This window comes from Galbibacter pacificus, assembly GCF_029603165.1.
In the GTDB taxonomy this organism is placed as follows: domain Bacteria; phylum Bacteroidota; class Bacteroidia; order Flavobacteriales; family Flavobacteriaceae; genus Galbibacter; species Galbibacter pacificus.
In genome coordinates this window covers 1000229-1026388 of the sequence record NZ_JAQSVC010000001.1, presented here as the reverse complement: position 1 = coordinate 1026388, position 26160 = coordinate 1000229, and the positions used below count along the sequence as shown (strand labels likewise).

Below are 26160 nucleotides of genomic sequence, written 5' to 3'. Positions count from 1 at the left end.
TGAAAATCAATAAAATGGATCTTACACTTGAAAAAACATGGCGTTGGTACGGACCAAACGATCCCGTATCGCTTCAAGATATCAAACAGGCCGGGGCAACCGGGGTTGTAAGCGCACTCCACCATATCCCAAATGGCGATGTCTGGGAAATGGAGGCTATTTTGCAACATAAAAAAGTAATTGAAAAAACAGGTTTGTCATGGTCGGTTGTAGAGAGTGTTCCCGTGCACGAAAGCATTAAAACGCAAACAGGAAATTACAAGCAATATATAGACAATTACAAGCAAACACTTATTAACCTTGGCCAGTGCGGCATCGATACCGTTTGTTACAATTTCATGCCTGTACTGGATTGGACCCGTACCGATTTGGATTTTTTAGTTGAAGATGGATCTACGGCTTTACGGTTTCATAAAAAGGCATTTGCAGGCTTTGAATTGTTTTTACTGAAAAGGCCTGGGGCCGAAAATAATTATTCAAAAGAAGAAATTGAAGCTGCAAGACTGTATATCGAAAGCTTATCGGAAGAAGAAAAGCAAAAACTGGTGAATAATATTATTGCCGGGCTTCCGGGGGCCGAAGAAGGTTATTCTTTAACCGAATTCAACAATGTGCTTCAAAAGTATAACAACATAGACGCCAAAAAACTTAAAGAACACCTTTTTTACTTTTTGGAGAATATTGTGCCAGCAGCCGAAAAATCCAACGTAAGGCTTTGCATCCATCCAGACGATCCGCCCTACCCTATTCTTGGGCTTCCCCGGGTGGTAAGTACAGAAAAGGACATTGCCGATATATTTGCCGCTGTTGACAGCCAGTTTAACGGGCTCACTTTTTGCACAGGCTCGTTTGGGGTGCGTCCCGATAACGACCTTCCAGCAATGGTAAAACGCTTTGGCCATCGTATACATTTTATTCATTTAAGAAGTACACAAAGAGATGCCGAAGGGAATTTTCATGAAGCTAACCATCTGGAAGGCAATGTTGACATGTATGGGGTCATGAAAGAATTGATTAACGAGCAGTGCAAAAGGGCAACAAACAACCGATTGGATTACAGGATGCCCCTGCGCCCAGATCATGGGCATAAAATGCTCGACGACCTTAAAAAGAAAACAAACCCCGGCTATTCGGCTATTGGCAGGTTGCGCGGACTGGCAGAATTAAGGGGGCTCGAAATGGGCATCAGGAAATCGACAGCGTAAACCTGAAAGACAATATTGTTTGTTTTATTGAAAAATACATTAAATTTTTTATAAAAATCAATGGATAATAAAAATAACACTAAGTTTTTTTTGATTTTTGGTAATATTTAAAAAATTGATTTATATTTGTGTAATCGATTACATAAACACATAATTATGACTAAAGTAGACTTTAGATATGCAACGCATCCAATAGATGCCAGAAAGTACGGAACAGACGAATTAAGGGATCATTTTTTGTTGAATCCCATTTTCAAGGAAAATGAAATAAGATTAACCTACACCATGTACGATAGGTACATTGTTGGCGGTGCCATGCCGGTTGATAAATCCCTTAAATTAGAGACGTTCGACCATTTAAAGGCCAATTATTTTCTGGAAAGGCGCGAATTGGGAATTATAAATGTTGGCGGAAAGGGAGTTGTAACCGTAGATGGCAATGTTTATGAGCTCAGCAAAAAAGAGGCCTTATATGTAGGCAAGGAATGTAAAGATATTGTTTTTGAATCTACCGACGGCGAGCAGGCTTTATTTTATATTAACTCTGCCCCGGCCCATCATAAATATCCAACTCAAAAAGTAGGCCGCGAAGATGCCGAAATTATAGAATTGGGCGACCAAAAATACGCCAACAAAAGAATATTAAATAAACTTATTGTAAACAGCATTGTAAAAACATGCCAGCTTCAAATGGGGGTTACGGAGCTTCAAGAAGGAAATGTATGGAATACCATGCCCTCACATACCCATACAAGAAGAATGGAGGCTTATTTTTATTTCGATCTGGAAGAAGGTCAAACCGTATGCCACTTCTTAGGGGAACCTCAGCATACACGCCATATTTTCATGGAAAACCATCAAGCTGTGCTTTCTCCCGAATGGTCCATCCACTCTGGGTCGGGAACGGCCAATTATTCTTTTATTTGGGGAATGGCCGGTGAAAATCTAGATTATGGCGACATGGACGGTGTTGCGCCAAACGAATTAAAATAAAATAGATGAATTTATTCAACCTAAAAGGAAAAAGGGCATTAGTAACAGGAGGTACGCACGGGCTAGGAATGGCCATGGCCGAAGGCCTTGCCGATGCGGGTGCCGAACTTGTAATAAGCAGTACCACCCCCGAAAAGCTCGAAAATGCATTAAACCATTACAAAAGCAAGGGGTATGTTGCAAACGGTTATCTTTTTGATATTACCGATGAGAACAAAGCTGCCGAAAAAGTACAGGAAATATATAAAAATCAAGGTCATATCGACATTTTGGTAAACAATGCGGGCATTATAAAAAGAGAAGCTGCATTGGACATGAATGTTGCCGATTTCCGCCGTGTAATCGATGTGGACCTTGTGGGAGCGTTTATCATGTCTCAATTGGTTGCAAAAAATATGATTGAACGCGGAGGCGGTAAAATTATAAATATATGTTCCATGATGAGCGAACTTGGCAGGAACAGCGTTACCGCATATGCCGCGGCCAAAGGCGGCCTAAAAATGCTTACCCAAAACCTGGCTACCGAATGGGCCAAGCACAATATACAGGTAAACGGCATTGGGCCGGGTTATTTTGCAACTTCGCAAACCGAACCCATTCGTGTTGACGGCCATCCATTTAACGATTTCATCATCAACAGGACACCTGCCGCCCGTTGGGGAAATCCGGAAGACCTGGCCGGAACTGCGGTTTTCCTGGCTTCTGGGGCAAGTAATTTTGTAAACGGTCAGGTAATTTATGTAGATGGCGGCATTTTGGCCACCATCGGGAAACCAATAAATGAAAAATAAATGGCGAAAAATACTTTCATAAACGACAATTTTTTACTTCAAAATAAATACGCAGAAGAGCTTTATCATAAGTATGCGAGCAAAATGCCGATTATAGATTATCATTGCCATTTGCCCCCAAAGGATATTGCAGAAAATAAGGTGTTTGAAAACTTAACGCAAATATGGATTTATGGCGACCATTACAAGTGGCGTGCCATGCGTACTTTGGGCATTGACGAAAAATTTATTACCGGAAATGCTTCTGATAAAGATAAATTTCTTCAATGGGCTAAAACTGTTCCGTATACCATGCGAAATCCATTGTACCATTGGACACAATTGGAATTGGCCCGCTATTTCGATATCTATGATTTGTTGAATGAAAAAAGCGCTGAAAGTATCTATAAAGAAGCTTCAGAAAAATTAAATTCTGATGCCTTTAGTTGCCAAAGCCTGCTTTCTAAAATGAACGTGAAAGTAGTTTGTACCACAGAAGATCCAACAGATTCCCTGGAACATCATCAAAAACTGGCAAAAAGTAATTTTAAAACCCATATTTCAACTTCCTTTAGGCCGGATAAGGCCATTTTAATTGGAAACGAAGATTTTGTTCAATACCTGAATAAACTTGAGAAAAGTTCGGGAATTTCAATCAATTCGTACAAAGACCTAAAAGATGCGTTGGTAGACAGGATAGCTTATTTTGATGAAAATGGCTGTAAAGTATCCGACCATGGCTTAAATGCAATTCCCTATGCAGCATATACCGAAAAGGAAATTACGGATATCTTTAAAAAGCGTATCGATAAAAAACAACTTACCAATGAAGAAATCTCTAAATATGAAAGTGCCGTATTGCAATTCCTAGCCGAACAATACCACGCAAAGGGTTGGGTACAACAATTTCATTTAGGGGCTTTAAGAAACAACAACACACGTATGTTGAAGGAATTAGGGCCGGATACGGGTTGGGATTCCATTGCCGATTATCCGCAAGCGGAAAACCTTTCCAAGTTCCTCAACAGTCTGGACACTAACAATACGTTAACAAAAACCATAATATACAATCTTAACCCTGCCGATAACGAAGTTATGGCCACCATGATTGGCAATTTTAACGATGGTTCCATAAAAGGAAAAGTACAATTTGGTTCCGGTTGGTGGTTTTTAGACCAAAAAGACGGGATGATAAAGCAAATGAACGCTTTATCAAACATGGGGCTTATTAGTTGTTTTATAGGCATGCTAACCGATTCCAGAAGTTTTCTCTCATACCCAAGACATGAATATTTCAGAAGAATTTTATGTAACTTGTTTGGGGAAGAAATCAAAAATGGGGAATTGCCCAATGATATGGAATGGATTGGAAAGATCGTTCAGGATATTTCATATAATAACGCCAAAGAATATTTTAATTTTTAAATAGCATTAACCACCAAAACCTATTACCTTGAAAAAAGTAGTTGCACTGGGGGAAGTTTTGTTAAGGCTCTCCACCAAAGGTCATTTAAAATTTTCTCAAGCCATTGAACTCAATGCCGATTATGGCGGAAGCGAATTAAACGTACTTACCGGATTGGCAAATTTTGGCATGCAGGCAGAAATGGTTACGCGCCTGCCCGAAAACGATATTGCCCAAACAGCACTCATGCAAATGAGAAAATACAATATTGGCACAAAACATATTCTTAAAGGCGGTAAACGTTTAGGGCTCTATTTTTTGGAAAAAGGCGCTTCTGTAAGGGGAAGTAAAATTATATACGACCGTGCACATTCTTCTTTTGCCGATATTGAAAAAGGGATGATCGACTGGGAAACGGTTTTTAAAGATGCCGCATGGTTTCATTGGTCGGGAATTACACCCGGGGTCTCTCAAGGTGCCGCCGATGTTTGCCTGGAAGCCATTGAAAAGGCCACACAGTTGGGCCTTACCGTCTCAACCGATTTTAACTACCGTGCCAACCTTTGGAACTATGGGAAAACCCCCGGAGATATCATGGAAAAAATGGTTTCTAAATGCCATGTAATCCTTGCGGGCGATTATGCTTCTAAACAGTATTTTAATATCGTTCCCGATGGAGATTCAGAAGAAAAGCTTCAACAGTCCCTTTGCGAAAAATTGAAGCAGCGTTTTCCAAATAGCAAAAAAATAATTATTACCAACCGAAAAAACATAAGCGCATTGCACAACAAGTGGTCGGCCGTAATGTATGACGGGGAAAAAATGCGCTCGTCTCAATCTTACGACATAACAGATATTGTTGACAGGATTGGAGCGGGCGATAGTTTTATGGGCGCCTTAATTTACGGGCTCAGCCATTACAACGACCAAAAGGCACTGGATTTTGCCGTTGCAGCCTCCTGTTTAAAACACACTATATACGGTGATGCCAATCTGGTATCTAAAGATGATGTGGAAAATTTAATGGGCGGTGATACTTCCGGTAGGGTAAATAGGTAAACCGTCAACAAAAACTATAAAATTAAGTACATGAAAACATATACAAGAATAGAAGTCGCCAAAACAATGGAAAGTACCGGACTGGTGCCTTTGTTTTATCACCCCGATAAAGATGTTGTATGCCAGGCAGTAAAGGCCTGTTATGATGGTGGCGCACGTTTGTTCGAATTTACGGCCCGTGGTGCCTTGGCCCATGAAGTTTTTTCAGACTTGGTAAAATATTGCGGCCAGCATTGCCCCGATATGATATTGGGCGTGGGCTCGGTAACCGATGCAGCATCGGCTTCATTATACATTCAATTGGGAGCACAATTTATTGTAACCCCCGTATTTAGGGAAGATATAGCCATTGCCTGCAACCGTAGAAAAATTTTATGGGCACCAGGATGCGGAACCCTTACCGAAATTGCAAAAGCAGAAGAATTTGGCTGTGAAATTGTAAAACTTTTTCCCGGAGCAACCTACGGCCCATCGTTTGTAAAGGCCATAAAAGGGCCATGTCCCTGGACAAGTATTATGCCAACGGGCGGCGTTAGTCCAGACGAAAAAAACATTACCGACTGGTTTAATGCCGGGGTAACATGTGTTGGAATGGGTTCTAAATTAATTTCAAAGGAAATTATAGAAAAAGGCGATTACAAAAAACTGGAGAAAAACGTTGAAGCAGTACTTAATATGATTAAAAAGGCCAAAAAATGAAGAATTTTTTAAAAATCTCAATCGTTGTATTTGGCTTTCTGTTGTGCTTATCGTGCAATGAATCTACAAAACATAAAACAATAAGGCTGGCTCACGGGCTGGACGTAAACCATTCGGTACACAAGGCAATGCTTGAAATGGCCAAGAACCTTGAAGAAGCTTCCGGCGGCAAGCTCACCATTAAAATTTACCCCAACCAACAATTAGGCTCCGAGAGGGAATGTCTGGAGCTGCTTCAAATAGGAAGCCTTGACATGACAAAGGTTTCTGTAGGCGTTATGGAAAATTTTGCTCCTAAAATGAAGGTGCTGGGGCTTCCGTTTCTTTTCAGGAACAAGGAACATTCTTTTAATGTTTTGGACGGACCCATTGGTAAGCAACTTTTAAATGAAGGTGAAAAATATTGGTTAAAAGGGCTTTGTTACTACGATGCGGGAAGCAGAAGCTTTTATACAAAAGACAGGCCTGTAAAAAATCCCGAAGACCTAAAAGGAATGAAAATTAGGGTGATGGAAAGTGCTACGGCAATGGACATGGTAAGAAGCTTGGGCGGCTCCCCAACCCCTATTTCATGGGGAGAGTTATATACATCCTTGCAACAAGGTGTGGTAGATGGAGCCGAAAACAACCCGCCAAGTTTTTACCTCTCCAGGCATTATGAGGTATGTAAATACTATTCGCTCGACGAGCATACCGTACTTCCCGATGTGTTGGTGGTTGGAACACATTTTTGGAACAGCCTAACGGAACAAGAACAAAAATGGTTGCAGGAAGCCGCAGACAAATCGGTAAAATACCAACGTAAATTATGGGCCAAATCAGAAAAAGAAGCCTTGGACGCCGTAAAAGAAGCAGGTGTTGAAATTATTCACCCAAACAAAGAGCCTTTTGCCAAAGAAGTACAAAGCGTCTACAACAGTTATAAAGACAATAAGGAAATGTATTCCCTCATTCAGGAAATTAAACAAACAAAATAAGCATGGACATTAGAAAAAAGATAGACCTTCTCTTGGGCAGATTCCTCGTTTTAATAATGGCCATTATGGTTATAAACGTATTGTGGCAGGTATTTACACGTTATGTTACCGGAACCCCAAGCTCTTTTACAGACGAACTGGCCCGCTATTTAATGATATGGGTCGGGGTATTGGGCGCTGCATATGTTTCCGGGCGGAACATGCACGTGGCCATAGACGTACTTCCGTCCAAAGCCAGTACCAAAACACAGCAAAAGCTTAAAATATTGGTAAATGTATTAATTATATTGTTTGCCTTGGTTGCATTTGTTATTGGGGGCATACGCCTTGTTTACATAAGCTACATTCTCGGTCAACACTCGCCAGCCCTTAACGTACCGTTGGCAGTTGTTTATTTGGTAATTCCAATAAGTGGCTTACTCATTATTTTTTATAAAACTTCGGATATTTTAAAGAAATCATAACATGGAATATATACCTGTACTTGTATTGGTAATTAGCTTTATAGCTTTATTGGCTATTGGAACCCCCGTTGCGTGGAGTATTACCATTTCATCTTTGTTAACAATGTTGGTAAGTATTTCGGCATTACCGGCTTTTACAACAGTATCGCAACGAATGGCCACTGGCCTCGACAGTTTTGCCCTCTTGGCAATTCCTTTTTTTATTCTCTCGGGCCAATTAATGAACAAAGGAGGGATTGCCCATCGGCTTATTGCCTTTGCCAAAACCTTGGTAGGCTCGCTTCCGGGCGGGCTTGCATTGATTAATGTTATCGCTGCCATGTTAATGGGTGCCATTGCCGGGTCGGCCATGGCCTCTGCATCGGCCATGGGAAGCATTTTGGGCCCTGAAATGGAAAAAGAAGGGTATTCCAAGCAATTTGGCGTGGCCGTAAATATTACCTCTGCAACTACGGGATTGGTAATACCGCCCAGTAATGTGCTAATTGTCTATTCTCTTGCCAGTGGCGGGGTTTCTATTGCAGCACTGTTCCTTGCCGGGTATATCCCGGGAATATTAACAGGGCTTTTTTTAATGATTGTGGCTGCTGTTTGGGCAAAAAAGAAAAAATATAAGGTTGGTAAAAGAAGTTCTTTAAAAGAAGTTTTTAAAACTTTTATCGATGCCCTTCCCAGTTTATTTTTACTTGTAGTTGTTATCGGCGGAATAGTTATAGGTGTGTTTACCGCTACTGAAGCTTCAGCCATTGCAGTATTGTACACTTTGGTTTTAGGGATTCTCTACAAGGAAATATCATTTAAAAACCTTCCGCAGGTTTTATTGGATTCTGCCGCGACAACCGCCATTGTAATGTTATTGATAGGCGCATCGATGAGTATGTCGTGGGTAATGTCATACGAGAACATCCCTCAAAATATCAGTAGTGTTCTGTTGGGCATTAGCGATAACCCCATTATAATCCTGCTTATAATCAACCTGCTCTTATTGTTTGTAGGGATTTTTATGGATATGACCCCGGCGGTACTAATTTTCACCCCTATTTTTTTACCCGTGGTAACCAAATTGGGCATGGATCCTGTACATTTTGGTATTATCATGGTACTGAACCTCTGTATAGGTTTGTGTACGCCTCCCGTTGGTTCGGTACTGTTTGTGGGCGTCGGGGTGGCAAATACAACCATACAAAAAGTGGTAAAACCATTAATTCCTATGTTTTTGGCAATGATCTTTGCCCTGTTCCTCGTAACCTACTTTCCACAACTTACGCTTTGGTTACCAAGTTTATTCGATTTATAAATAAAAATGCTACGCTATAAAAATGAAAAAATTAAATAGAAACATTAAAACCCACCAAACAAAACCTCCTGTCAAGATTGTCCAGTTTGGCGAAGGGAACTTTTTAAGGGCTTTTGTAGATTATGCCGTTCATACCCTTAACCAAAAATGCAATTTCAATGCCGGAGTGGCCGTGGTTCAACCATTGGCCGGAGGCATGGTAGCCAAACTAAATGAGCAAGATGGATTGTATACCCTTTTTATGAAAGGTCTTTATCAAGGCGAAGAGGTTCAGGAAAAAGAATTGATTACCAGCATTGTTCGGGGAATTGACCCGTACACTCACTTTCAAGAGTATTTAGACTTGGCCAAGGAAGAAGAATTGGAGTTTATCATTTCCAATACCACTGAAGCCGGTATTGCTTTTAATCCAAACGATACCCCAAACATGCAGCCTCCTGCTTCCTTTCCGGCAAAACTAACTCGCTTGTTGTTGGAACGCTACAATTATTTCCAAGGAAGCCCAAACAAAGGGCTGACCATCATCCCGTGCGAATTGATAAATTACAATGCAGATACCTTAAAAGAAATTATTTTAAAATATATCGACCTTTGGGAACTCGACCATGCCTTTAAAAACTGGTTGCTAAACCACAATACTTTTCATAATACTTTGGTAGATAGAATTGTTCCCGGATATCCAAAGGATGATATTGAAACATACCGCAAAGAACTCGATTATGAAGATGATTTAATCGTTTCAGCCGAAAAATTCTTCCTCTGGGTAATTGAAGGGGATGAGAATCTCAAAGAAAAACTTCCTTTTGGCAAAACAGGGTTAAATGTACTGGTTGTAAAAAACATGCAACCATACCGCACCCGAAAGGTAAGGATACTCAATGGTGCCCATACCACCATGGTCCCGTTTTCTTTACTCTATGGGAATGAAACCGTAAAAGAGACCATAGATAATGGTTTTACGGGGGATTTTGTTCAAAAAGCGGTTTTTAACGAAATTATCCCAACCCTGAACATGGACAAAAAAGAACTGCAAAATTTTGCAAATGATATATTGGACCGCTTTAGGAATCCGTTTATTAAACATCAACTTTCCAGCATTGCCCTAAATTCAATATCAAAATTCAAGGTAAGGGTATTGCCAAGCCTAAAAGGCTATATTGAAATAAACAAAACCCCTCCTCCTCACCTAACTTTTGCACTGGCATGCCTAATACGGTTTTACAAAGGCGAATGGAACGGTAAGCTACTCCCGGTCCATGACGACAAAAGCATTGTAAATAAATTTAAGGATGTTTGGACTGTAAATTCCATGGAAACCATTTCTGAAACCATTCTTTCAGAAACTTTGTTCTGGGATGAAGACTTAAGCAATATAAACGGACTTAAACAAGCGATAACAATGGCCCTAAAGGAAATTGAAGGCCACGGTGTTGAAAAAGGCTTTGAAAACTTTAAGGCCTATCTTCAGAATGTTTAAAATGATGAGTTATGGAAAAGAAGTTAATTAAGGTACACCCTTCAGATAATGTGGCCGTTGCACTAAAAAACCTATCGGCCGGAGATTCCATTACCTTTGAAGGTGAAAACGTTATACCAACCACCAACGTAAAGGCCAAACATAAAATTGCGCTGCAAGCTTTTAATCCCGGGGACCGTATCATTATGTACGGTGTGTTGGTAGGCAGTGCAGGCCAAAACATAGAAAAGGGAGACGTTATCACCACCGAAAACGTAAAACACCAAAGTGAAAAGGTATCTGGAAAAACCGCCACCTACAATTGGGAAGCACCCGATGTAAAAAAATGGGAAAACAAGACTTTTTCCGGCTACCATCGTAAAGACGGGCAGGTAGGTACCCGTAATGTCTGGCTGTTTTTTCCTTTGGTATTTTGCGAAAATAGAAATATTGAAGTCCTAAAAGAAGTTTTCGAAAAAGAGCTTTTAAATGAAGACATCAACAAACACCGATTGTTACTTCGGTCCCTTATCAATAAAAAGGAAGGTGCCGGTCAAGAAGAAACCACTTCAGGGCAAGTCCCCGTTTTTAACAACGTTGAAGTAAAATTTATTACGCATCAAGGAGGCTGCGGTGGTATCCGCCAAGACTCGGAAACATTGGCAAGGCTTTTGGCCGGCTATGTTAACAACCCAAATGTAGCCGGGGCCACGGTATTGAGCCTTGGTTGCCAGAATTTGCAGATCAAGATTTTTAAAGATGCCTTAAATGAAGTTTCCCCGGATAACGAAAAGCCTATTTTAATCTATGAGCAACAACAAATGGGAACCATTGAAAACATGCTCAATACCATTATTGAAGAATCTTTTGAGGAAATAAAAAAGGCCAATAAAATAGTACGTAAACCTGCGCCTCTTTCTAAACTTAAAATAGGACTGGAATGTGGGGGTTCCGACGGGTTTTCAGGTATTTCCGCCAACCCGACCCTTGGTCATGTTTCAGACATTCTGGCCGCTTTAAAAGGAACAGCAATTTTATCAGAATTCCCGGAGCTCTGTGGCGTGGAGCAAGAATTGGTAAACCGTTGCATCGACGACTCCCAAGCAGAACGCTTTTTGAAGCTTATGAAAGATTTCGAAAAATCTGTTGTAGACGCGGGATCGGGCTTCGATATGAACCCTTCGCCCGGAAATATTAAAGACGGACTCATAACCGATGCCATGAAATCGGCAGGGGCCGCCAAAAAAGGAGGCACCTCTCCCATTACCGATGTTCTGGATTATACCGAATATGCCACCAAACCAGGGTTAAACCTCCTGTGCACACCCGGAAATGATGTAGAAAGCACCACCGCCATGGCCGGTTCTGGAGCCAATATTATATTGTTTACCACAGGTCTGGGAACCCCGACCGGGAACCCGATAACGCCGGTAATAAAAGTGGCTTCAAATAGCGAGCTCGCCTCAAAAATGCCCGATATAATCGATATCGATACCGGGGCCATCATCCGTGGCGAAAAAACCATCGAAGAAATGGCAGGCATCCTATTGGAATATATCATAGAAATAGCTAGCGGGAAAAAGTCGAAAGCCATGGCATTAAATCAAAACGATTTTATCCCTTGGAAAAGAGGTGTTTCCCTGTAATCATCATTATTTAACCGAAGACATCCTTATTTTTAAAGTGGGCGAAAGCACCACTTTTTTTTCTATTTTAACGTTCGAGTCTTTTACTTGCTCCAGAAAAACCTTGGCAGCCATTTTGCCCATTTCCACCGGCGATTGATCGACCGTTGTCATGGAAAGTTCTAAAAATTTGGTGAAAGGCTCGTTACTGAAGCCCACCACACAAAATTCGGTGGGAATTTTAATTCCATGTTTCTTTAACTGCTGAATGGCCCCCAAAGCCACGTAATCACTGGAGGAGAAAATAGCATCGGGTGGTTCCGGGAGCATCAATAACTTTTCTGAAGCCTTTTGACCGGCCCGGATATCGCTTTTTGTTTTAATTACATATTCCTTTTTAAGGGCAATGCCATGATCGGTCAATGCTTTCTTGTAACCTTCGTACCTATTTTTATAAATCTCTAGGCTCCAGTCCCCCGATAAATGAGCAATGCGTTTACAGCCTTGGTCAATTAGGTGCTTGGTTGCCCTGTATCCGCCCTCAAAATCGTCAATGGTTACGGTACTTACACCTTTTAAATCTTTTTTACGGTCAAAAAATACCAAGGGCACATTCTTTTCCAATACGTATTCAAAATGGTCCGTTTGCGTGGTTAACTTGGAAACCGACATTAAAATACCGTCAACCTGTGCATTGAGCAATGCATTGATATTATCGATTTCGGTGCTTTCCTGCTCGTGCGTTTGACATATAATGACATGATAGCCCAACGGGTACAATTCTTCTTCAATGCCCCTTATAATTGCCGAGAAGAAATTTCTATCAATATAAGGAACAATAACGCCAACGTTATTGCTCTTACCGCTTTTAAGAGCCAGTGCAAGCCTATTTTGTTTGTAATTCATCTTAGCCGCAGTTTCCATGACCAGTTTTTTTGTAGCGGCACTAATTTTCGGGTTATTATTAAGTGCCCTGGAAACCGTAGCAGCTGTAATGTTTAGTGCCTTGGCTATATCGTAAATGGTAGTTTTTTCACTCATTCTGTTATCCTTTAATAGATAATAGCTTACAAATGTAACTATTTTGGTTTATAGTGCTAATTTTTATGTTATCGATTACAAATTAAACTATAAAAGGGTCAAAAGCTCTATAATTAAGGGATGTAGCACCCCTTAATCCATAAAATATATGCTAATGTAATACTATTTTGTTAAAATTGAAGGTTTTATATTACCGATTTATCATTTTTTTTGATAAAAAATTTGTTTTTTAGTAGTATTTCATTAGTTTCGTGCAATCGATTACAAAAAAACTAACACGAACAGATTAAACCAAATTACAAAAACCAAGCTAACGCAATTATGAAAATTAACTTTATTAACCGTTTAAAACCTTCAAAGCTTTTAAAAGCTACAACAGCTCTTTGCTTGCTGGCATGTAGCTTAAGTTTTGGACAGCAAAATACGACCGTGACAGGGAGTATTACTGAAACAGAAACTGGCACACCCTTACCGGGTGTTAATGTAGTTGAAAAAGGGAGTTCTAATGGAACCACAACCGATTTTGACGGAAATTATTCCATTAACGTCTCCAGTCTAAATGCAACACTGATAATTAGCTATATTGGCTTCAAAACTCAAGAAATTCCTTTAAATGGAGCTTCATCCATAAACATTGTTCTTGAGCCCGATACGCAATCGTTGGATGAAGTAGTTGTAATTGGATATGGTACCCAGAAAAAATCCGATCTGACCGGAGCTGTGGGGAGTATGGATACCGAAACCCTTACCGACAGGAGCATGAACAATCCGCTGGAGGCCATGCAGGGTAATGTTCCGGGGGTGCAAATTACGCAATCAACAGGACGTATTGGCGACGGGTATGACATTACTATTAGGGGTAAGAATTCCCTGGGTGGAAATTCAGGACCGCTTTTTGTTGTTGATGGTGTTCCCACAAGCAATATTAACTTTTTAAACCCAGAGGACATTGAGCGAATGGATATCTTAAAAGATGCATCCTCTACGGCCATTTATGGTTCAAGGGGTTCTAATGGGGTGGTAATTGTTACTACAAAAAGTGGCGCCAATGCACCATCGGATTTTACAGTTTCCCTAGATAGTTATATGGGGGTAAAAGAAGTAGCAAGGCTTCCTAAAATGATGGGCGGTGAAAAATGGTGGTATTACCATCAATCGGCTTATCTGGCAACCGCAAGCGATGGCCCCGATGGCTATGTAACCCCAGAAACTTTGTACAATGCAGTAATTGGTACCCGCAACTCAGAATTATTGAGAAGGGCCAATAACAACGAAACGTTCGATTGGTACGATGCCGTATTGAAAACCGGTATTCAACAAAACAATTACGTAAATGTATCCGGAAGGACCGATGATGGTTTGGGGTATAATTTAGGTATAGGGCTTCAAAACGAAACAGGAAATATTGAAAATGAATCCCTTAAAAAATATAGTTTTAAATCGGGGCTCGATAAAAAAATCAACGATAAATTTTCATTAGGTGCCAATTTTACCGTTGCCATGACGGAACAACAAGATGGTAGTGATATTGCCATGCAGGAAGCATTTAGGCTAAATCCTTTCTTAAACCCTTATGAACTGGACGGCACGAGATTGTTTCCGCTACCGGGAAAACTAACCGATGCAGATGGAAATATGGTCATTGACAAAACCAGTACCTACAACCCAATTCTCGAGATTAGAAATACTTCTGATGAAACACGAAGATGGACCGGGATTGGAAATGTGTATTTTCAGTACAACATACTGGATTGGTTATCGTTTAAAACAACCTATTCCGCAGGATATACCAGTTCGAGAAGAGGACAGTCATGGGGCGCTATGACGGCCACCGGGGTTTCCAATAACAACAAAGCTTCCGCATCTATTGAAAACAGTGAGAATTTTAACGGCACATGGGACAACCAGTTTAATATTGATTATACATTTAACGATGTTCACGCTTTTAATTTTTTGGCACTTCAAAGTTTATATTACAGCAGGAGCGAAAGTTCTTTTGAGAGCGCCAGAAACATGCCTTTCGATACGGGATTCTACAATCTTGGTTCCGGGGAACAAAGCACCTTCAATTTAGGGTCGGCTTATTCTAAGCAAACTTTAAGCTCTTATGCCCTGCGCCTCAACTATGGCTATAAAGACAAGTACTTAATTACACTCTCCAACCGTTGGGACGGTTCATCATTATTGGCACAGGATAGAAAATGGGATACCTTCCCCTCGGCAGCTTTTGCATGGCGTATAAGTGAAGAAAATTTCTTGAACAATTCGAATACCATTTCCAACCTTAAATTACGACTTAGTTACGGTTATACCGGAAATAATAATGTGGACCCCTATTCCACGCAAAATATCTTGGACCAGCAACTGTACTACGATTTTAACGGAACTACTGCCAACGGTTGGCTCCCCAGTAAATTAGCGAATACCGTATTAGGCTGGGAAAAAACCAGGGAAATGAACTTTGGTCTGGACTATGGTTTCTTTAACAACCGTATTAGCGGTACCGTAGATGTTTACGATAGGCTTTCTGATGATTTGATTATGGAACAAAACCTTCCATTGGAATCAGGTTGGCCATTGATAAATGCCAATGTTGGATCGGTAAAAAACACAGGGGTGGAAGCCAGTTTAACAGGACGTATAATCGACAATGAAAAAGTTTCATGGTCGACCACGCTTACTTTTACCAAAAACAAAAATTCTGTTGAAGAATTGTATGGTCAAGATGAAGTAGACGATGTAGGAAATGGATGGTTCATAGGAGAAGACATTGATGTAATATATAATTATGACTTTGATGGTATTTGGCAAGGTGACGAAGTTGCCGAAGCAGCATCATACAACCAAAGCGAAGGAGAAGCAAAAGTAAGGGATATTAATAACGATGGGGTAATTAGCCCGAATGACGACCGTATATTTTTAGGAACTCCAAACCCAGATTGGTCCGGTAGTTTATTTACCAAACTACAAGTTGGCAATATTGACCTCTCAGCTTCTGTAATAACAAATCAAGGTATGTATGTTTATAGTAATTTCCATGCCAATTTCACCAATACAGAAGACCGTGGCCGCCAGAAATTGGATATCGACTGGTACGTGCCGGAAAACCAAGCCGGGGTTCCCGCGCAATATTCAAATAGTTACCCACAACCAAGGAATATGGGGACCTATTGGAAAGACGACGGCGTAGGATATTACAGGGACGCTTCCTTTGTAAAGGTAAAAAACATTGCATTGGGATATACATTTAACAATAACCTAATTGAAAAATTAAATATTAAATATTTCAGGATATACGCAAACGTTATAAATCCTTTTGTATTTACAGATTATGATGGGTACGACCCGGAATGGGCAGGTGCAGGTTTAGGTGTAGGGCGCGTAAGCTCTATTACATATCAGTTAGGAATCAACTTAAAATTTTAATCAATCATGAGGATCAAAAATATATTACTAGGTTTAGGAATCATAAGCATCACATGCTTCTCTTGTGATGATTATTTAGAAGAAGAAAATCTATCAAACGTTACTGCCGACAGCTTTTATACCACTGCTAATGGTTATAATTCATTAATCAATGTCAATTATGCAAAACTTAAAGATATTTATGGTGGCGATGCTTGGCTGTTTAGTGCTGGTACAGATCTTTATGCCGAAGGACGTGACCAAGAACCGCCGGGATTAAGCCGATATACCCAATTAACGTCTTCTTCTCAAGGCGTTGGACAATTGTATACAACCTGCTATCAAGCCATACAAAGTGCGAATATGGCCATTTATTATAGCGACTTGACCGAACAAACACCTAATCTTAGCCAACAACTTGGAGAAGTTAAATATTTACGCGCCAATGCCTATTTTTTATTGGTTCAGACATATGGTGGCGTTGGACTGGTAACCGATTATATCGACAGCCCGGTATTGACGTTCGACAGGAACTCTGCCGAAGAAGTTTACAGTTTTATAGTTTCGGAACTTGAAGAATCTTTAACCATGGTTGGTAGCGGGGCATTCGATGGCCATGTTAACAAAAGGGCGGTTCAGCATTTGCTTGCCAAGGTACATTTAACAAGGGGGTACGAAAGTTTCGCCGCTTCCGACGATTTTAGCAAAGCCGCCAGCTATGCCGACGATGCCATTAACGGGCAGGCATTAACCATTCCTTTTGAAGAATTGTGGGCCCCGGGCAATGAAATGAATGCTGAAACCATTTTTTCCGTTCAATATGATGAAACATCAAACAGCTCGGATCCAACTAATATCGGGAACAAGCAAAACTATTATTTCAGCTCGTATTTAGGCGGGGCCGAAGTTGCCGATAATGCACCATACAGATCATACACCCTATGCCCTACCGCTTTTGCCGTTAGCCTGTTTGATGAAGGCGACGAGCGCTGGGAAGGAACATTTATGACGGAAGCTTTCCAAAAATATTACGATTATTTTAGGGTAGAAGATCATAGTGGGCTGGAAGTAGCGCATTATTATGCGCCTAAATGGGCTAGCACCACGGCCGATACTACTGCTTACCGTTTGGATCATCCAAATACAACCATACATGCATATGGGGAATATGTACCTTCTGAAAACAGAAATTTTGATTACGAAACCATTCCCGTTAAAAAGTTTGACGACCCTAAATCACCTTTCAGCAGCAATGGAGGAAGCACAAGAGATATTATTTTGTCCAGATTGGCAGACACCTATTTAATCGCTGCCGAAGCTTATTTTCAAAACGGAAATGCCGGAACGGCCTTGGCGAGACTTAATGCCGTTAGGGAAAGAGCCAATGCCACTCCCGCAACGGCCGCCGATATGGATATTGATTATATCCTGGATGAACGAGCAAGGGAACTCCTTGGGGAATACCATCGCTGGTTCGATTTAAAACGTACCGGAAAATTGGTAGAAAGAGCCTCCATGTACCATTATTTAATCGATGAAGGAAACTTTGTTGGAGCCAATGGGGAGCTTAAAATATTAAGGCCTATTCCGCAAGAGGCAATAGACCTAAACCAGAATAAAGATTTCCCTCAAAATACTGCATATGAATAGTTTTCGTTTTTAAATCGTACATTTAGTTAGCATTCATGAACTTGGTGATATAAAAGTCGCCAAGTTCATAATGTTTAAAATAAAAACCTACAATTCAATATTAAAATCAATACAATGAAAAAAGTTAAATTCTTAATCCCATTATGCTGCTTGGCATTATCCACAGCATGCAAAACCGAACCAAAAAAAGAATCAGCCGATAATGCCCCTGCTGAAAAACCTGTAGAGACACAACAAAACAAAAGAAAAACATATGCCGAAATTTCTATTGCCCAAGGTGGCAAATGGGTAGACGGTTCAAAAAATCACAAAGAATATAGCAATGGAACATCTTATAAAAATGTTCAAGAACTCAAAGTACCAAAAGAACATACAGATCATTCATGGTACATAAGGTATGAAGGCCCCGGGTGGGAAAGCAACAAAGTAGGCTATCGCTTATATCTGGACTGGCGTAACGCCATAGATATCTTCGGAAAAAAAACCAGCGAAATGGTGCTCCCCAACGTTGGACAGGACAATTTTGACTCGTACCACGAAATGAACGATTGGGGAATGGACATCCTAAAAGCCGGAAAATCCCTTGGAATAGGTTCTATTGGAAGATATATAGACGGAAAAGTACTGCATTTTGAAAAAGTGGACTCCACCTATGCAAAAGTTGAAAACTCTGCCACTGCTTCTTCAGTGTATGTGGATTATCACGGGTGGGAAACCAATCAACAAAAAATAGACCTTTTTTCAAAATTAAGCATTACCCAAAATCACCGTTATACAAAACATACCGTTACTCCTTCCAAAGCTATTGAAGGCATATGCACAGGAATCGTAAAATTTGATGACATTGATTTAATTTCCAAAAAGAGTGCAAATGGCAACTGGGCATATATGGCAACATACGGTACACAAACTCTTGTCCCCGATAAATTGGGAATGGCAATCTTCTATAAAACCACAGATGTTGAAAATGAGGTTGAAGGCCCGGACGATCATTTATTGGTTTTCAAACCCACTGCCAATGCCATATCTTATTACTTTTTAGGGGCTTGGGAAAAAGAAAAAGATGGTATTACCAATCAAGCCGATTTTATTGAATACATCAATGGTGTACTTGAGACCTTAAACTCTAATAACCAATTACCATAACCAATTTATTTATGAAATTTACTTACTGCATCTCTTTTATGGCCATTTTGGCTATTTCCGCATCTTTTTTTAGTTGTAAGAAGACTGAAAAGAAAGCCGAAACGACTACGTCTCGAATAAAAATGGTTGTAGATTCCACTGAAAAATGGTCAGAAAAAATGGCAAAATCCATTATGTACAGAAACCCGGAAGCTTGGCAAATTGACGATGCAAAAAGGCCCAAATGGGATTATGTACACGGCCTGGTTTCGCTGGCCTTTGAAAAATTGTATGCAGAAACCCAAAACAAAGCTTATTATGATTATGCCAAAGGCTATGCCGATGCTTTAATAGATAGCAGTGGCAATATTGTTAATTACGAAATAGAAAAATATAACATAGACATGATCAATGCCGGTAAGATATTGTTCGATCTATATGCCAAAACAAATGATAAACGGTACAAAATTGCCATGGACACCTTGCGGCTTCAATTAAAAGATCAGCCACGTACGAAATCCGGTGGTTTTTGGCACAAAAAACGGTATCCAAATCAAATGTGGCTGGATGGTCTATACATGGGAGCCCCCTTTTATACCCAATACACCACAACTTTTGAAGAAGGAAAAGCATTGAACGACATTGCCAAGCAATTTCAACTTATTGAAACAAATGCCAAAGACCCAAATACCGGATTATTATATCATGGTTGGGACGAAAGTAGGCAAATGGAATGGGCCGATAAAAAAACGGGGACTTCACCTAATTTTTGGTCACGTTCCCTGGGGTGGTATGCAATGGCTTTGGTAGATGTGCTCGATTATTTTCCAGAAAATCACCCTAAAAAACAAGAGCTGATAACGTCCCTTAACCAATTGGCCACAGCCGTTGTTGCATTTCAAGATGAAAGTGGACTTTGGTACCAAGTGCCCAATATGGGCGACCGTGATGGGAATTACCTGGAAGCTTCGGGTTCGGCCATGTTAACCTATGCATTGGCCAAAGGTGTAAACAAAGGTTATTTGCCGGATTATTTCATGGAAAATGCAACAAAAGGTTTTAATGGGCTTACCACAAAACTTATCAAGGTACAAGATAATGGCACCATAACCCTTACCCAAGTATGTGCCGTGGCAGGCCTTGGCGGTAACCCATACAGGGATGGAACGTACAAATATTACATCAACGAGCGTAAAAAGGACAACGACCCCAAGGGAACCGGACCTTTTATTTTGGCAGCATTACAACTCGATAAATAAACCATGCAACCTTTATTCAAATTATTCTTTGTTTTTTTATTTCTGATAAGTCTTCAATTGTATGGAATCGACAATAATTCTCATAAAGAAGAAATAGATTTTATAGTGGCCAAAGACGGAAGCGGTGATTATACTTCAATACAGGAAGCCATTAACGCTATAAAGTCTTTTCCATACGAAAGAATCACCATTTTTATAAAAAAAGGTACTTACCATGAAAAAGTAAAAATATACCAATGGAACCCCATGCTCACGATTATTGGCGAAAGTAAAGAAGAAACGATTATTGAATACAACGATTATTTTGATGCCATCGGACTGGGAAGAAACAGTACCTTCCATACCGCCACGCTTCAAATTGATGCAAACGACTGTATTGTAAAAAACCTTACCATTTCCAATTCGGCTGGTCCTGTTGGGCAGGCCATTTCACTGGCAATAACATCCAATAGGGTAATTGTGGAAAATTGCAACATTAACGGAAATCAAGATACCGTATACGTTGCCGGGGAAGGCAATAAACAATATTTTAAAAACTGTTATATTGAGGGCTCAACCGATTTTATTTTTGGTCAGGCAACCGCTGTTTTTAATAATTGCATCTTACACAGTAAAAGCGATTCCTATATTACAGCAGCCTCTACACCCAAAGGAATCGGGTTTGGACTGGTATTTATTAATTGCAGGCTTACCGCCGCTACCAATGTGGGCAAGGTTTATTTAGGAAGGCCGTGGCGCGTGTATGCAAAAACCGTTTTTATAAATTGCAATATGGGGCAACATATACTCCCGAAAGGCTGGGACGATTGGGACAAACCCGATACCCACCAAAAAACCCTTTATGCCGAATACAACTCGACAGGATTGGGTAAAAATATAACAAGCCGCGTTCCATGGTCGCATCAACTTACCAAAGAGCAATACAAGGTATATACAGTTAAAAACATTTTAAAAACAGACCAAGATGATAAATGGTACCTCAAACCATAAAAAAATAAAGGTTATAAGCCTGTTTGTCATGTTCCTTTTTGCGGTTCAGGTAAACGCCCAGCAAATTTCACTTTACACCATTGGAGATTCTACCATGGCAAACAAACCCAATCCAGAAGAAAATCCAGAAAGGGGCTGGGCACAAATGCTACAGCAGTTTTTCAATAATGATGTGCTTGTTAAAAACAAGGCCGTAAACGGAAGGAGCACCCGCAGCTTTATTAATGAAAACCGCTGGGATTCTATTTATAATGAATTAAAACCGGGAGATTATGTTTTTATACAATTTGGGCACAACGATCAAAAAATAAAAGATGCCACAAGGTATACCAATCCACATACGGCCTATAGGCACAACCTAATAAAGTTTGTGCGCGAAACCAGAGAAAAAGGTGCCTCCCCTATTCTATTGTCGTCTATTGTAAGAAGAAATTTTAACGAACATGGGGTTTTGGTAGATACACATGGGGAATATCCGCTAGAAACACGTTTGGTTGCCGGTGAAATGAATGTGCCTTTTATCGACCTTCAGTACATGACCGAAATTTTAGAGGAATCCTATGGGCCGGAAAAATCAAAAGAACTCCACTTGCATTATAAACCGGGCGAAATTGCCTATTACCCAAACGGTAAAGAAGACAACACCCATTTATCCGTAAAAGGAGCTACCTTAATTGCCAAACTGGCTGTAGATAAATTAAAAAAGAGCAATAGCCCGTTAGCAAAATACCTAAAGTAAACTACCTCGGTGCAAACACACGAGGCATTGGTCGGAAACAAATTTTTAATTTCGAGGCAAGCCTCGAGATATTATACCCTTTGGCGGCGCCAATAAAAAAGCGCCTTTTTCAAGGCGCTTTTCCTAATAATATTTTTAGCTCTCTTATTGTTCCAAAGTAGCCAATTTATCTTTCATTTCTTTAAACTTAGCTTGTTCACCAAGTGTTCCATAGATATTCATAAGTGTTCTTACGGCATCTATATTATCTGGATTGATGGTTAAAAGTTTTTCAAGATAAGGAACCGCGCTTCTGTACAATTCTTCACGCTGACCTTTTAATTCGTCGTAACGTTTGTTGTCGGCAGCAGAATTCCCCAATCCGTTCATTTCATCAACCATTGCTCTTTCATCAGAAAGGATCAAGGAAGCCATGTTTAAATATACATTTTCATTTTCGGGATCCAATTCCAAGGCTTTTTCATAGTATTTTTTAGCCTGTTCCTTATTACCCTGCTCGGCAGTTATAACGCCAAGGTTGTAATAAAGTGTAGGATTGTTGGGGTCTTTTTGAATAGCCTCTTCCATTAAAGATTGAAACTTGGCCTTATCCCCCATTTTTATGTACATATTAGCTTCGGTAAGCAATAAGTTAATATCTTCTGGATTTGCTTCTCTTGCATCTTTAATGGCTTCAGCGGCCTTCTCGGTCTCTCCTTTTTCATTATAAATCAACGCAATGTTTTTTATAATTTCAGGATATCTCGATTCGGTTTCTTCCTCAGATGGATCTGTGTATTCACCAGTTTTAACCATGAGGTCACGATTTTGCTCAGACCCAAGGTTTTCGGTTTCACCGGTTTCTTTGTTAACGGCCATGTATGCGGTACTCTCTCCGGTGTATTCCAACTCGTTCAATTTCTCGTAATATTCAAGAGCCGTATCCAGATCTCCACCGTTTACTGCACTAGATGCAGCAAAGTATAAATAATCCTGATTGTCGGTCATTTCATAAGCCATATGCAGTTTTTTGGCTGCCCCGGCAAAGTTTTCGTTTTTGTTATCTTCAACAGCGGCATTTACAATGTCTCCAGACAAGCCGTTAAGGATTTCTTTGGCTTCATCTGTATATTTTGTCTTGTACGATTTTTCAAATTCGATTAACTGGTTAAAAGAATTTACGGCTTTTTCGTAATCTGCATCAGAGCCACTTTTTTTGGCCAAGTCTACATATGTTTTTCCTAAAAGGAAATAATACTCATCTTTATATTTATCGTCCGCTGTTTCAATGGTAGACGATATGCTTTCTAATGTGCTTTTCGCTTCGGCAGAACTCCCTTTGTCCAAGGCTTTTTCAGCATCCCTCAGCTCGCTTTTTTGGGCTATTGCGAAAGAAGAAGCCAATATTGCCGACGCTAATAAAACTTGTTTTTTCATTGGTAATAAAAATTTGTGTTAAGTGTTATTCGTTATTGTTGTTATCTGTATTTTCTTCCGTGTTCGAATCAACATCTATGCCATCATCGTTTACCTCGATATCTTCTACATCATCTATCTCCTCTTCTTCTTTCATCACTTTGGCAACAGCGGCAATGGAATCGTTTTTCAAATTTATTAATTTTACGCCTTGTGTGGCACGGCCCATTACCCTAAGATCTTCAATGGCCATTCTTATGGCTACTCCAGATTTTGTAATTATCATAAGGTCGTCTTCATCAGACACGTTTTTGATAGCTACCAAAGCACCTGTTTTTTCGGTAATGGACATGGTTTTAACACCTTTACCGCCACGATTGGTAATCCGGTAAACGGCTTCTCCATCTTCTGGGTCGTCCAGATAAGTACGTTTTCCGTAACCGTTTTCTGAAACCACTAAAATATTGTCTTCAAAATTGTTAACGGAAACCATCCCGACTACCTCGTCGTTATCATCGGCAAGGGTAATCCCACGCACACCAGAAGCATTTCTTCCCATTGGCCGTGTTTTGCTTTCTTCAAACCGGATGGCTTTACCAGACTTGACCGCAAGCAGTATCTGGCTGTTTCCGGTGGTTAGCTTTGCCTCCAAAAGTTCGTCGCCTTCCCGAATGGTTATGGCATTGATACCATTTTGGCGCGGACGCGAATATTGCTCAAGTGACGTTTTCTTGACCACACCTTTGTTTGTGGCCATTATGACAAAATGACTGTTGATATATTCTTCGTCTTTTAAATCTTTGGTGCAAATAAAAGCTTTTACCTTATCGTCTTGTTCAATATTGATTAGGTTTTGGATAGCCCTTCCTTTGGAAGTTTTGCTCCCTTCGGGGATTTCGTAAACGCGCATCCAGAAACATTTTCCTTTTTGGGTAAAGAACAACATGTATTGGTGGTTGGTACCCACGAACAAATGCTCCAAGAAGTCTTCGTTCCTTGTCGAAGAGCCTTTTTGGCCCACCCCGCCCCTATTTTGGGTTTTGTATTCGGTAAGCGGTGTCCTTTTAATGTAACCCGCATGAGAAATGGTAATAACCACTTGCTCGTCCGGGATCATGTCCTCAATGCTCAAATCGCCTCCGGCGTATTCTATTTGAGAGCGACGTTCATCTCCGTATTTATCTTTTACTTCCAGAAGTTCTTCTTTGATGATGTCCATTCTACGCTCTTTACGGGCAAGAATATCTTTACAATCATCAATGAATTTTTTAATTTCTTCATATTCAGAACGCAGTTTGTCCTGTTCCAGCCCCGTTAATTGTCTCAATCGCATTTCTACGATTGCCTTGGCCTGGATTTCCGACAGTTTAAAACGTTCTATTAATTTGGTACGCGCTTCATCTGCATTGCTGGAAGCCCGGATAATGGCAATTACTTCGTCTATATTATCAGAAGCAATAATCAAGCCTTCAAGAATATGGGCCCGTTCTTCCGCTTTGCGCAGTTCGTATTCGGTCCTTCTTACAACTACTTCATGACGGTGTTCCACAAAATGGTGGATCATGTCTTTCAAATTAAGCAATTGCGGCCTACCGTTTACCAATGCAATATTGTTTACGCTAAACGAAGATTGCAGTGCCGTATATTTATAAAGTGTATTTAAAACAATATTTGGAATGGCATCGCGCTTTAAGATATAAACAATGCGCATCCCGTTTCTGTCCGATTCGTCACGGATGTTCGAAATCCCTTCAATTTTTTTATCGTTAACAAGGTCTGCCGTTTTCTTAATCATGTCTGCCTTGTTGACCTGATATGGAATTTCGGTTACAACGATAGACTCTCTTCCGTTAACTTCTTCCGTATGGGCCTTGGCACGCATTACCACGCGCCCCCTTCCGGTTTTAAAAGCTTCACGAACGCCATCGTAGCCATAAATAATACCTCCTGTTGGAAAATCGGGGGCCTTTACGTGCTCGATGAGCTCGTCTATCTCTATGTCGCTGTTTTCTATATAGGCTACGGTACCGTCTATAACTTCCGATAGGTTGTGCGGGGGCATATTGGTAGCCATTCCCACAGCAATCCCCGATGCACCATTTATCAATAGGTTTGGCACCCTGGTAGGAAGTACTTTAGGTTCTTTTAAGGTATCGTCGAAGTTTAACTGATGATCTACGGTATCTTTATCAATATCAGCAAGCATATCTTCTGATATTTTCCGCATACGGGCTTCGGTATAACGCATTGCCGCCGGGCTGTCTCCATCTATCGATCCAAAGTTCCCCTGACCATCTACCATCATGTAGCGCAAGCTCCAGCTTTGGGCCATCCGTACCATGGTATCGTAAACGGAAGTATCTCCGTGCGGGTGATACTTACCTAGAACTTCACCTACAATTCTCGCAGATTTTTTATAAGAACTGTTAGATCTAACTCCCAATTCATGCATCCCGAACAAAACGCGTCGGTGAACAGGTTTTAGTCCGTCCCTAACATCTGGTAGAGCACGTGACACAATGACCGACATTGAATAATCAATGTAAGCCGATTTCATCTCGTCCTCAATATTAATAGGGATCAGCTTTTCTCCTTCTGCCATATTA

The 26160-nt window shown here is 40.4% G+C and carries 20 protein-coding genes; 17 read left to right on the top strand and 3 right to left on the bottom strand.

Annotated elements, in window-relative coordinates; translation table 11 throughout:
• The first annotated feature begins 14 nt into the window (after positions 1 to 14).
• The 11 genes from uxuA (at position 15) to PSF86_RS04245 (ending at position 11971) form a co-directional block, all read left to right on the top strand.
• Positions 15 to 1205: a mannonate dehydratase gene (gene uxuA, locus PSF86_RS04295; protein WP_277898807.1), complete on the top strand. Its 1191-nt coding sequence runs from the start codon at positions 15 to 17 to the stop codon at positions 1203 to 1205.
• Positions 1206 to 1361: 156 nt separating this feature from the next.
• A complete protein-coding gene (gene kduI, locus PSF86_RS04290) occupies positions 1362 to 2198 on the top strand; it encodes a 5-dehydro-4-deoxy-D-glucuronate isomerase (RefSeq protein ID WP_277898806.1) in 837 nt (278 codons plus the stop codon).
• A gap of 5 nt (positions 2199 to 2203) precedes the next feature.
• The gene (locus PSF86_RS04285; protein ID WP_277898805.1) at positions 2204 to 2989 is read left to right on the top strand and encodes a gluconate 5-dehydrogenase; all 786 of its coding nucleotides are present in this window, start codon (positions 2204 to 2206) and stop codon (positions 2987 to 2989) included.
• Positions 2990 to 4393 (top strand): glucuronate isomerase, encoded by a 1404-nt coding sequence (gene uxaC, locus PSF86_RS04280; protein WP_277898804.1) that lies wholly within the window; start codon positions 2990 to 2992, stop codon positions 4391 to 4393. It abuts the gene before it with no gap.
• Between the two features lie 28 nt (positions 4394 to 4421).
• A complete protein-coding gene (locus PSF86_RS04275; protein ID WP_277898803.1) occupies positions 4422 to 5432 on the top strand; it encodes a sugar kinase in 1011 nt (336 codons plus the stop codon).
• A gap of 30 nt (positions 5433 to 5462) precedes the next feature.
• Positions 5463 to 6131 carry a bifunctional 4-hydroxy-2-oxoglutarate aldolase/2-dehydro-3-deoxy-phosphogluconate aldolase gene (locus tag PSF86_RS04270; RefSeq protein ID WP_277898802.1) on the top strand — a complete coding sequence of 223 codons (669 nt, stop codon included), beginning with the start codon at positions 5463 to 5465 and terminating at the stop codon, positions 6129 to 6131.
• Positions 6128 to 7108 (top strand): TRAP transporter substrate-binding protein, encoded by a 981-nt coding sequence (locus PSF86_RS04265; RefSeq protein ID WP_277898801.1) that lies wholly within the window; start codon positions 6128 to 6130, stop codon positions 7106 to 7108. The genes PSF86_RS04270 and PSF86_RS04265 overlap by 4 nt, the downstream gene beginning before the upstream one ends.
• Positions 7109 to 7110: 2 nt before the next feature.
• Complete coding sequence (locus PSF86_RS04260) at positions 7111 to 7572, top strand: TRAP transporter small permease (protein ID WP_277898800.1); 462 nt, start codon at positions 7111 to 7113, stop codon at positions 7570 to 7572.
• Between the two features lies 1 nt (position 7573).
• The gene (locus tag PSF86_RS04255; protein WP_277898799.1) at positions 7574 to 8869 is read left to right on the top strand and encodes a TRAP transporter large permease; all 1296 of its coding nucleotides are present in this window, start codon (positions 7574 to 7576) and stop codon (positions 8867 to 8869) included.
• Positions 8870 to 8891: 22 nt separating this feature from the next.
• Positions 8892 to 10346, top strand: a complete 1455-nt coding sequence (locus PSF86_RS04250) for a tagaturonate reductase (RefSeq protein ID WP_277898798.1) — start codon at positions 8892 to 8894, stop codon at positions 10344 to 10346.
• Between the two features lie 11 nt (positions 10347 to 10357).
• Entirely contained in the window at positions 10358 to 11971 is a 1614-nt protein-coding gene (locus tag PSF86_RS04245; RefSeq protein ID WP_277898797.1) for a UxaA family hydrolase, read from the top strand.
• A 6-nt stretch (positions 11972 to 11977) separates the two neighbouring features.
• Here the strand turns inward: PSF86_RS04245 and PSF86_RS04240 are convergent, their stop codons facing one another.
• Positions 11978 to 12991: a LacI family DNA-binding transcriptional regulator gene (locus tag PSF86_RS04240; protein ID WP_277898796.1), complete on the bottom strand. Its 1014-nt coding sequence runs from the start codon at positions 12989 to 12991 to the stop codon at positions 11978 to 11980.
• Between the two features lie 321 nt (positions 12992 to 13312).
• Here PSF86_RS04240 and PSF86_RS04235 point away from each other — a divergent pair, with 321 nt between their 5' ends.
• The 6 genes from PSF86_RS04235 to PSF86_RS04210 all read left to right on the top strand — a co-directional run bounded on the left by PSF86_RS04235 (position 13313) and on the right by PSF86_RS04210 (position 22159).
• Positions 13313 to 16417 carry a SusC/RagA family TonB-linked outer membrane protein gene (locus PSF86_RS04235; protein ID WP_277898795.1) on the top strand — a complete coding sequence of 1035 codons (3105 nt, stop codon included), beginning with the start codon at positions 13313 to 13315 and terminating at the stop codon, positions 16415 to 16417.
• Positions 16418 to 16423: 6 nt separating this feature from the next.
• The gene (locus PSF86_RS04230; RefSeq protein ID WP_277898794.1) at positions 16424 to 18046 is read left to right on the top strand and encodes a RagB/SusD family nutrient uptake outer membrane protein; all 1623 of its coding nucleotides are present in this window, start codon (positions 16424 to 16426) and stop codon (positions 18044 to 18046) included.
• Between the two features lie 114 nt (positions 18047 to 18160).
• Positions 18161 to 19192 carry a DUF4861 family protein gene (locus PSF86_RS04225; RefSeq protein ID WP_277898793.1) on the top strand — a complete coding sequence of 344 codons (1032 nt, stop codon included), beginning with the start codon at positions 18161 to 18163 and terminating at the stop codon, positions 19190 to 19192.
• A gap of 11 nt (positions 19193 to 19203) precedes the next feature.
• Positions 19204 to 20430 (top strand): glycoside hydrolase family 88/105 protein, encoded by a 1227-nt coding sequence (locus tag PSF86_RS04220; protein ID WP_277898792.1) that lies wholly within the window; start codon positions 19204 to 19206, stop codon positions 20428 to 20430.
• A 3-nt stretch (positions 20431 to 20433) separates the two neighbouring features.
• The gene (locus tag PSF86_RS04215; protein ID WP_277898791.1) at positions 20434 to 21420 is read left to right on the top strand and encodes a pectinesterase family protein; all 987 of its coding nucleotides are present in this window, start codon (positions 20434 to 20436) and stop codon (positions 21418 to 21420) included.
• Positions 21395 to 22159 (top strand): rhamnogalacturonan acetylesterase, encoded by a 765-nt coding sequence (locus PSF86_RS04210; protein WP_277898790.1) that lies wholly within the window; start codon positions 21395 to 21397, stop codon positions 22157 to 22159. The genes PSF86_RS04215 and PSF86_RS04210 overlap by 26 nt, the downstream gene beginning before the upstream one ends.
• 144 nt (positions 22160 to 22303) lie before the next feature.
• Here the strand turns inward: PSF86_RS04210 and PSF86_RS04205 are convergent, their stop codons facing one another.
• A complete protein-coding gene (locus tag PSF86_RS04205) occupies positions 22304 to 23575 on the bottom strand; it encodes a tetratricopeptide repeat protein (protein ID WP_277898789.1) in 1272 nt (423 codons plus the stop codon).
• Between the two features lie 25 nt (positions 23576 to 23600).
• Positions 23601 to 26156, bottom strand: a complete 2556-nt coding sequence (gene gyrA / locus PSF86_RS04200; RefSeq protein WP_277898788.1) for a DNA gyrase subunit A — start codon at positions 26154 to 26156, stop codon at positions 23601 to 23603.
• Positions 26157 to 26160: the final 4 nt, after the last annotated feature.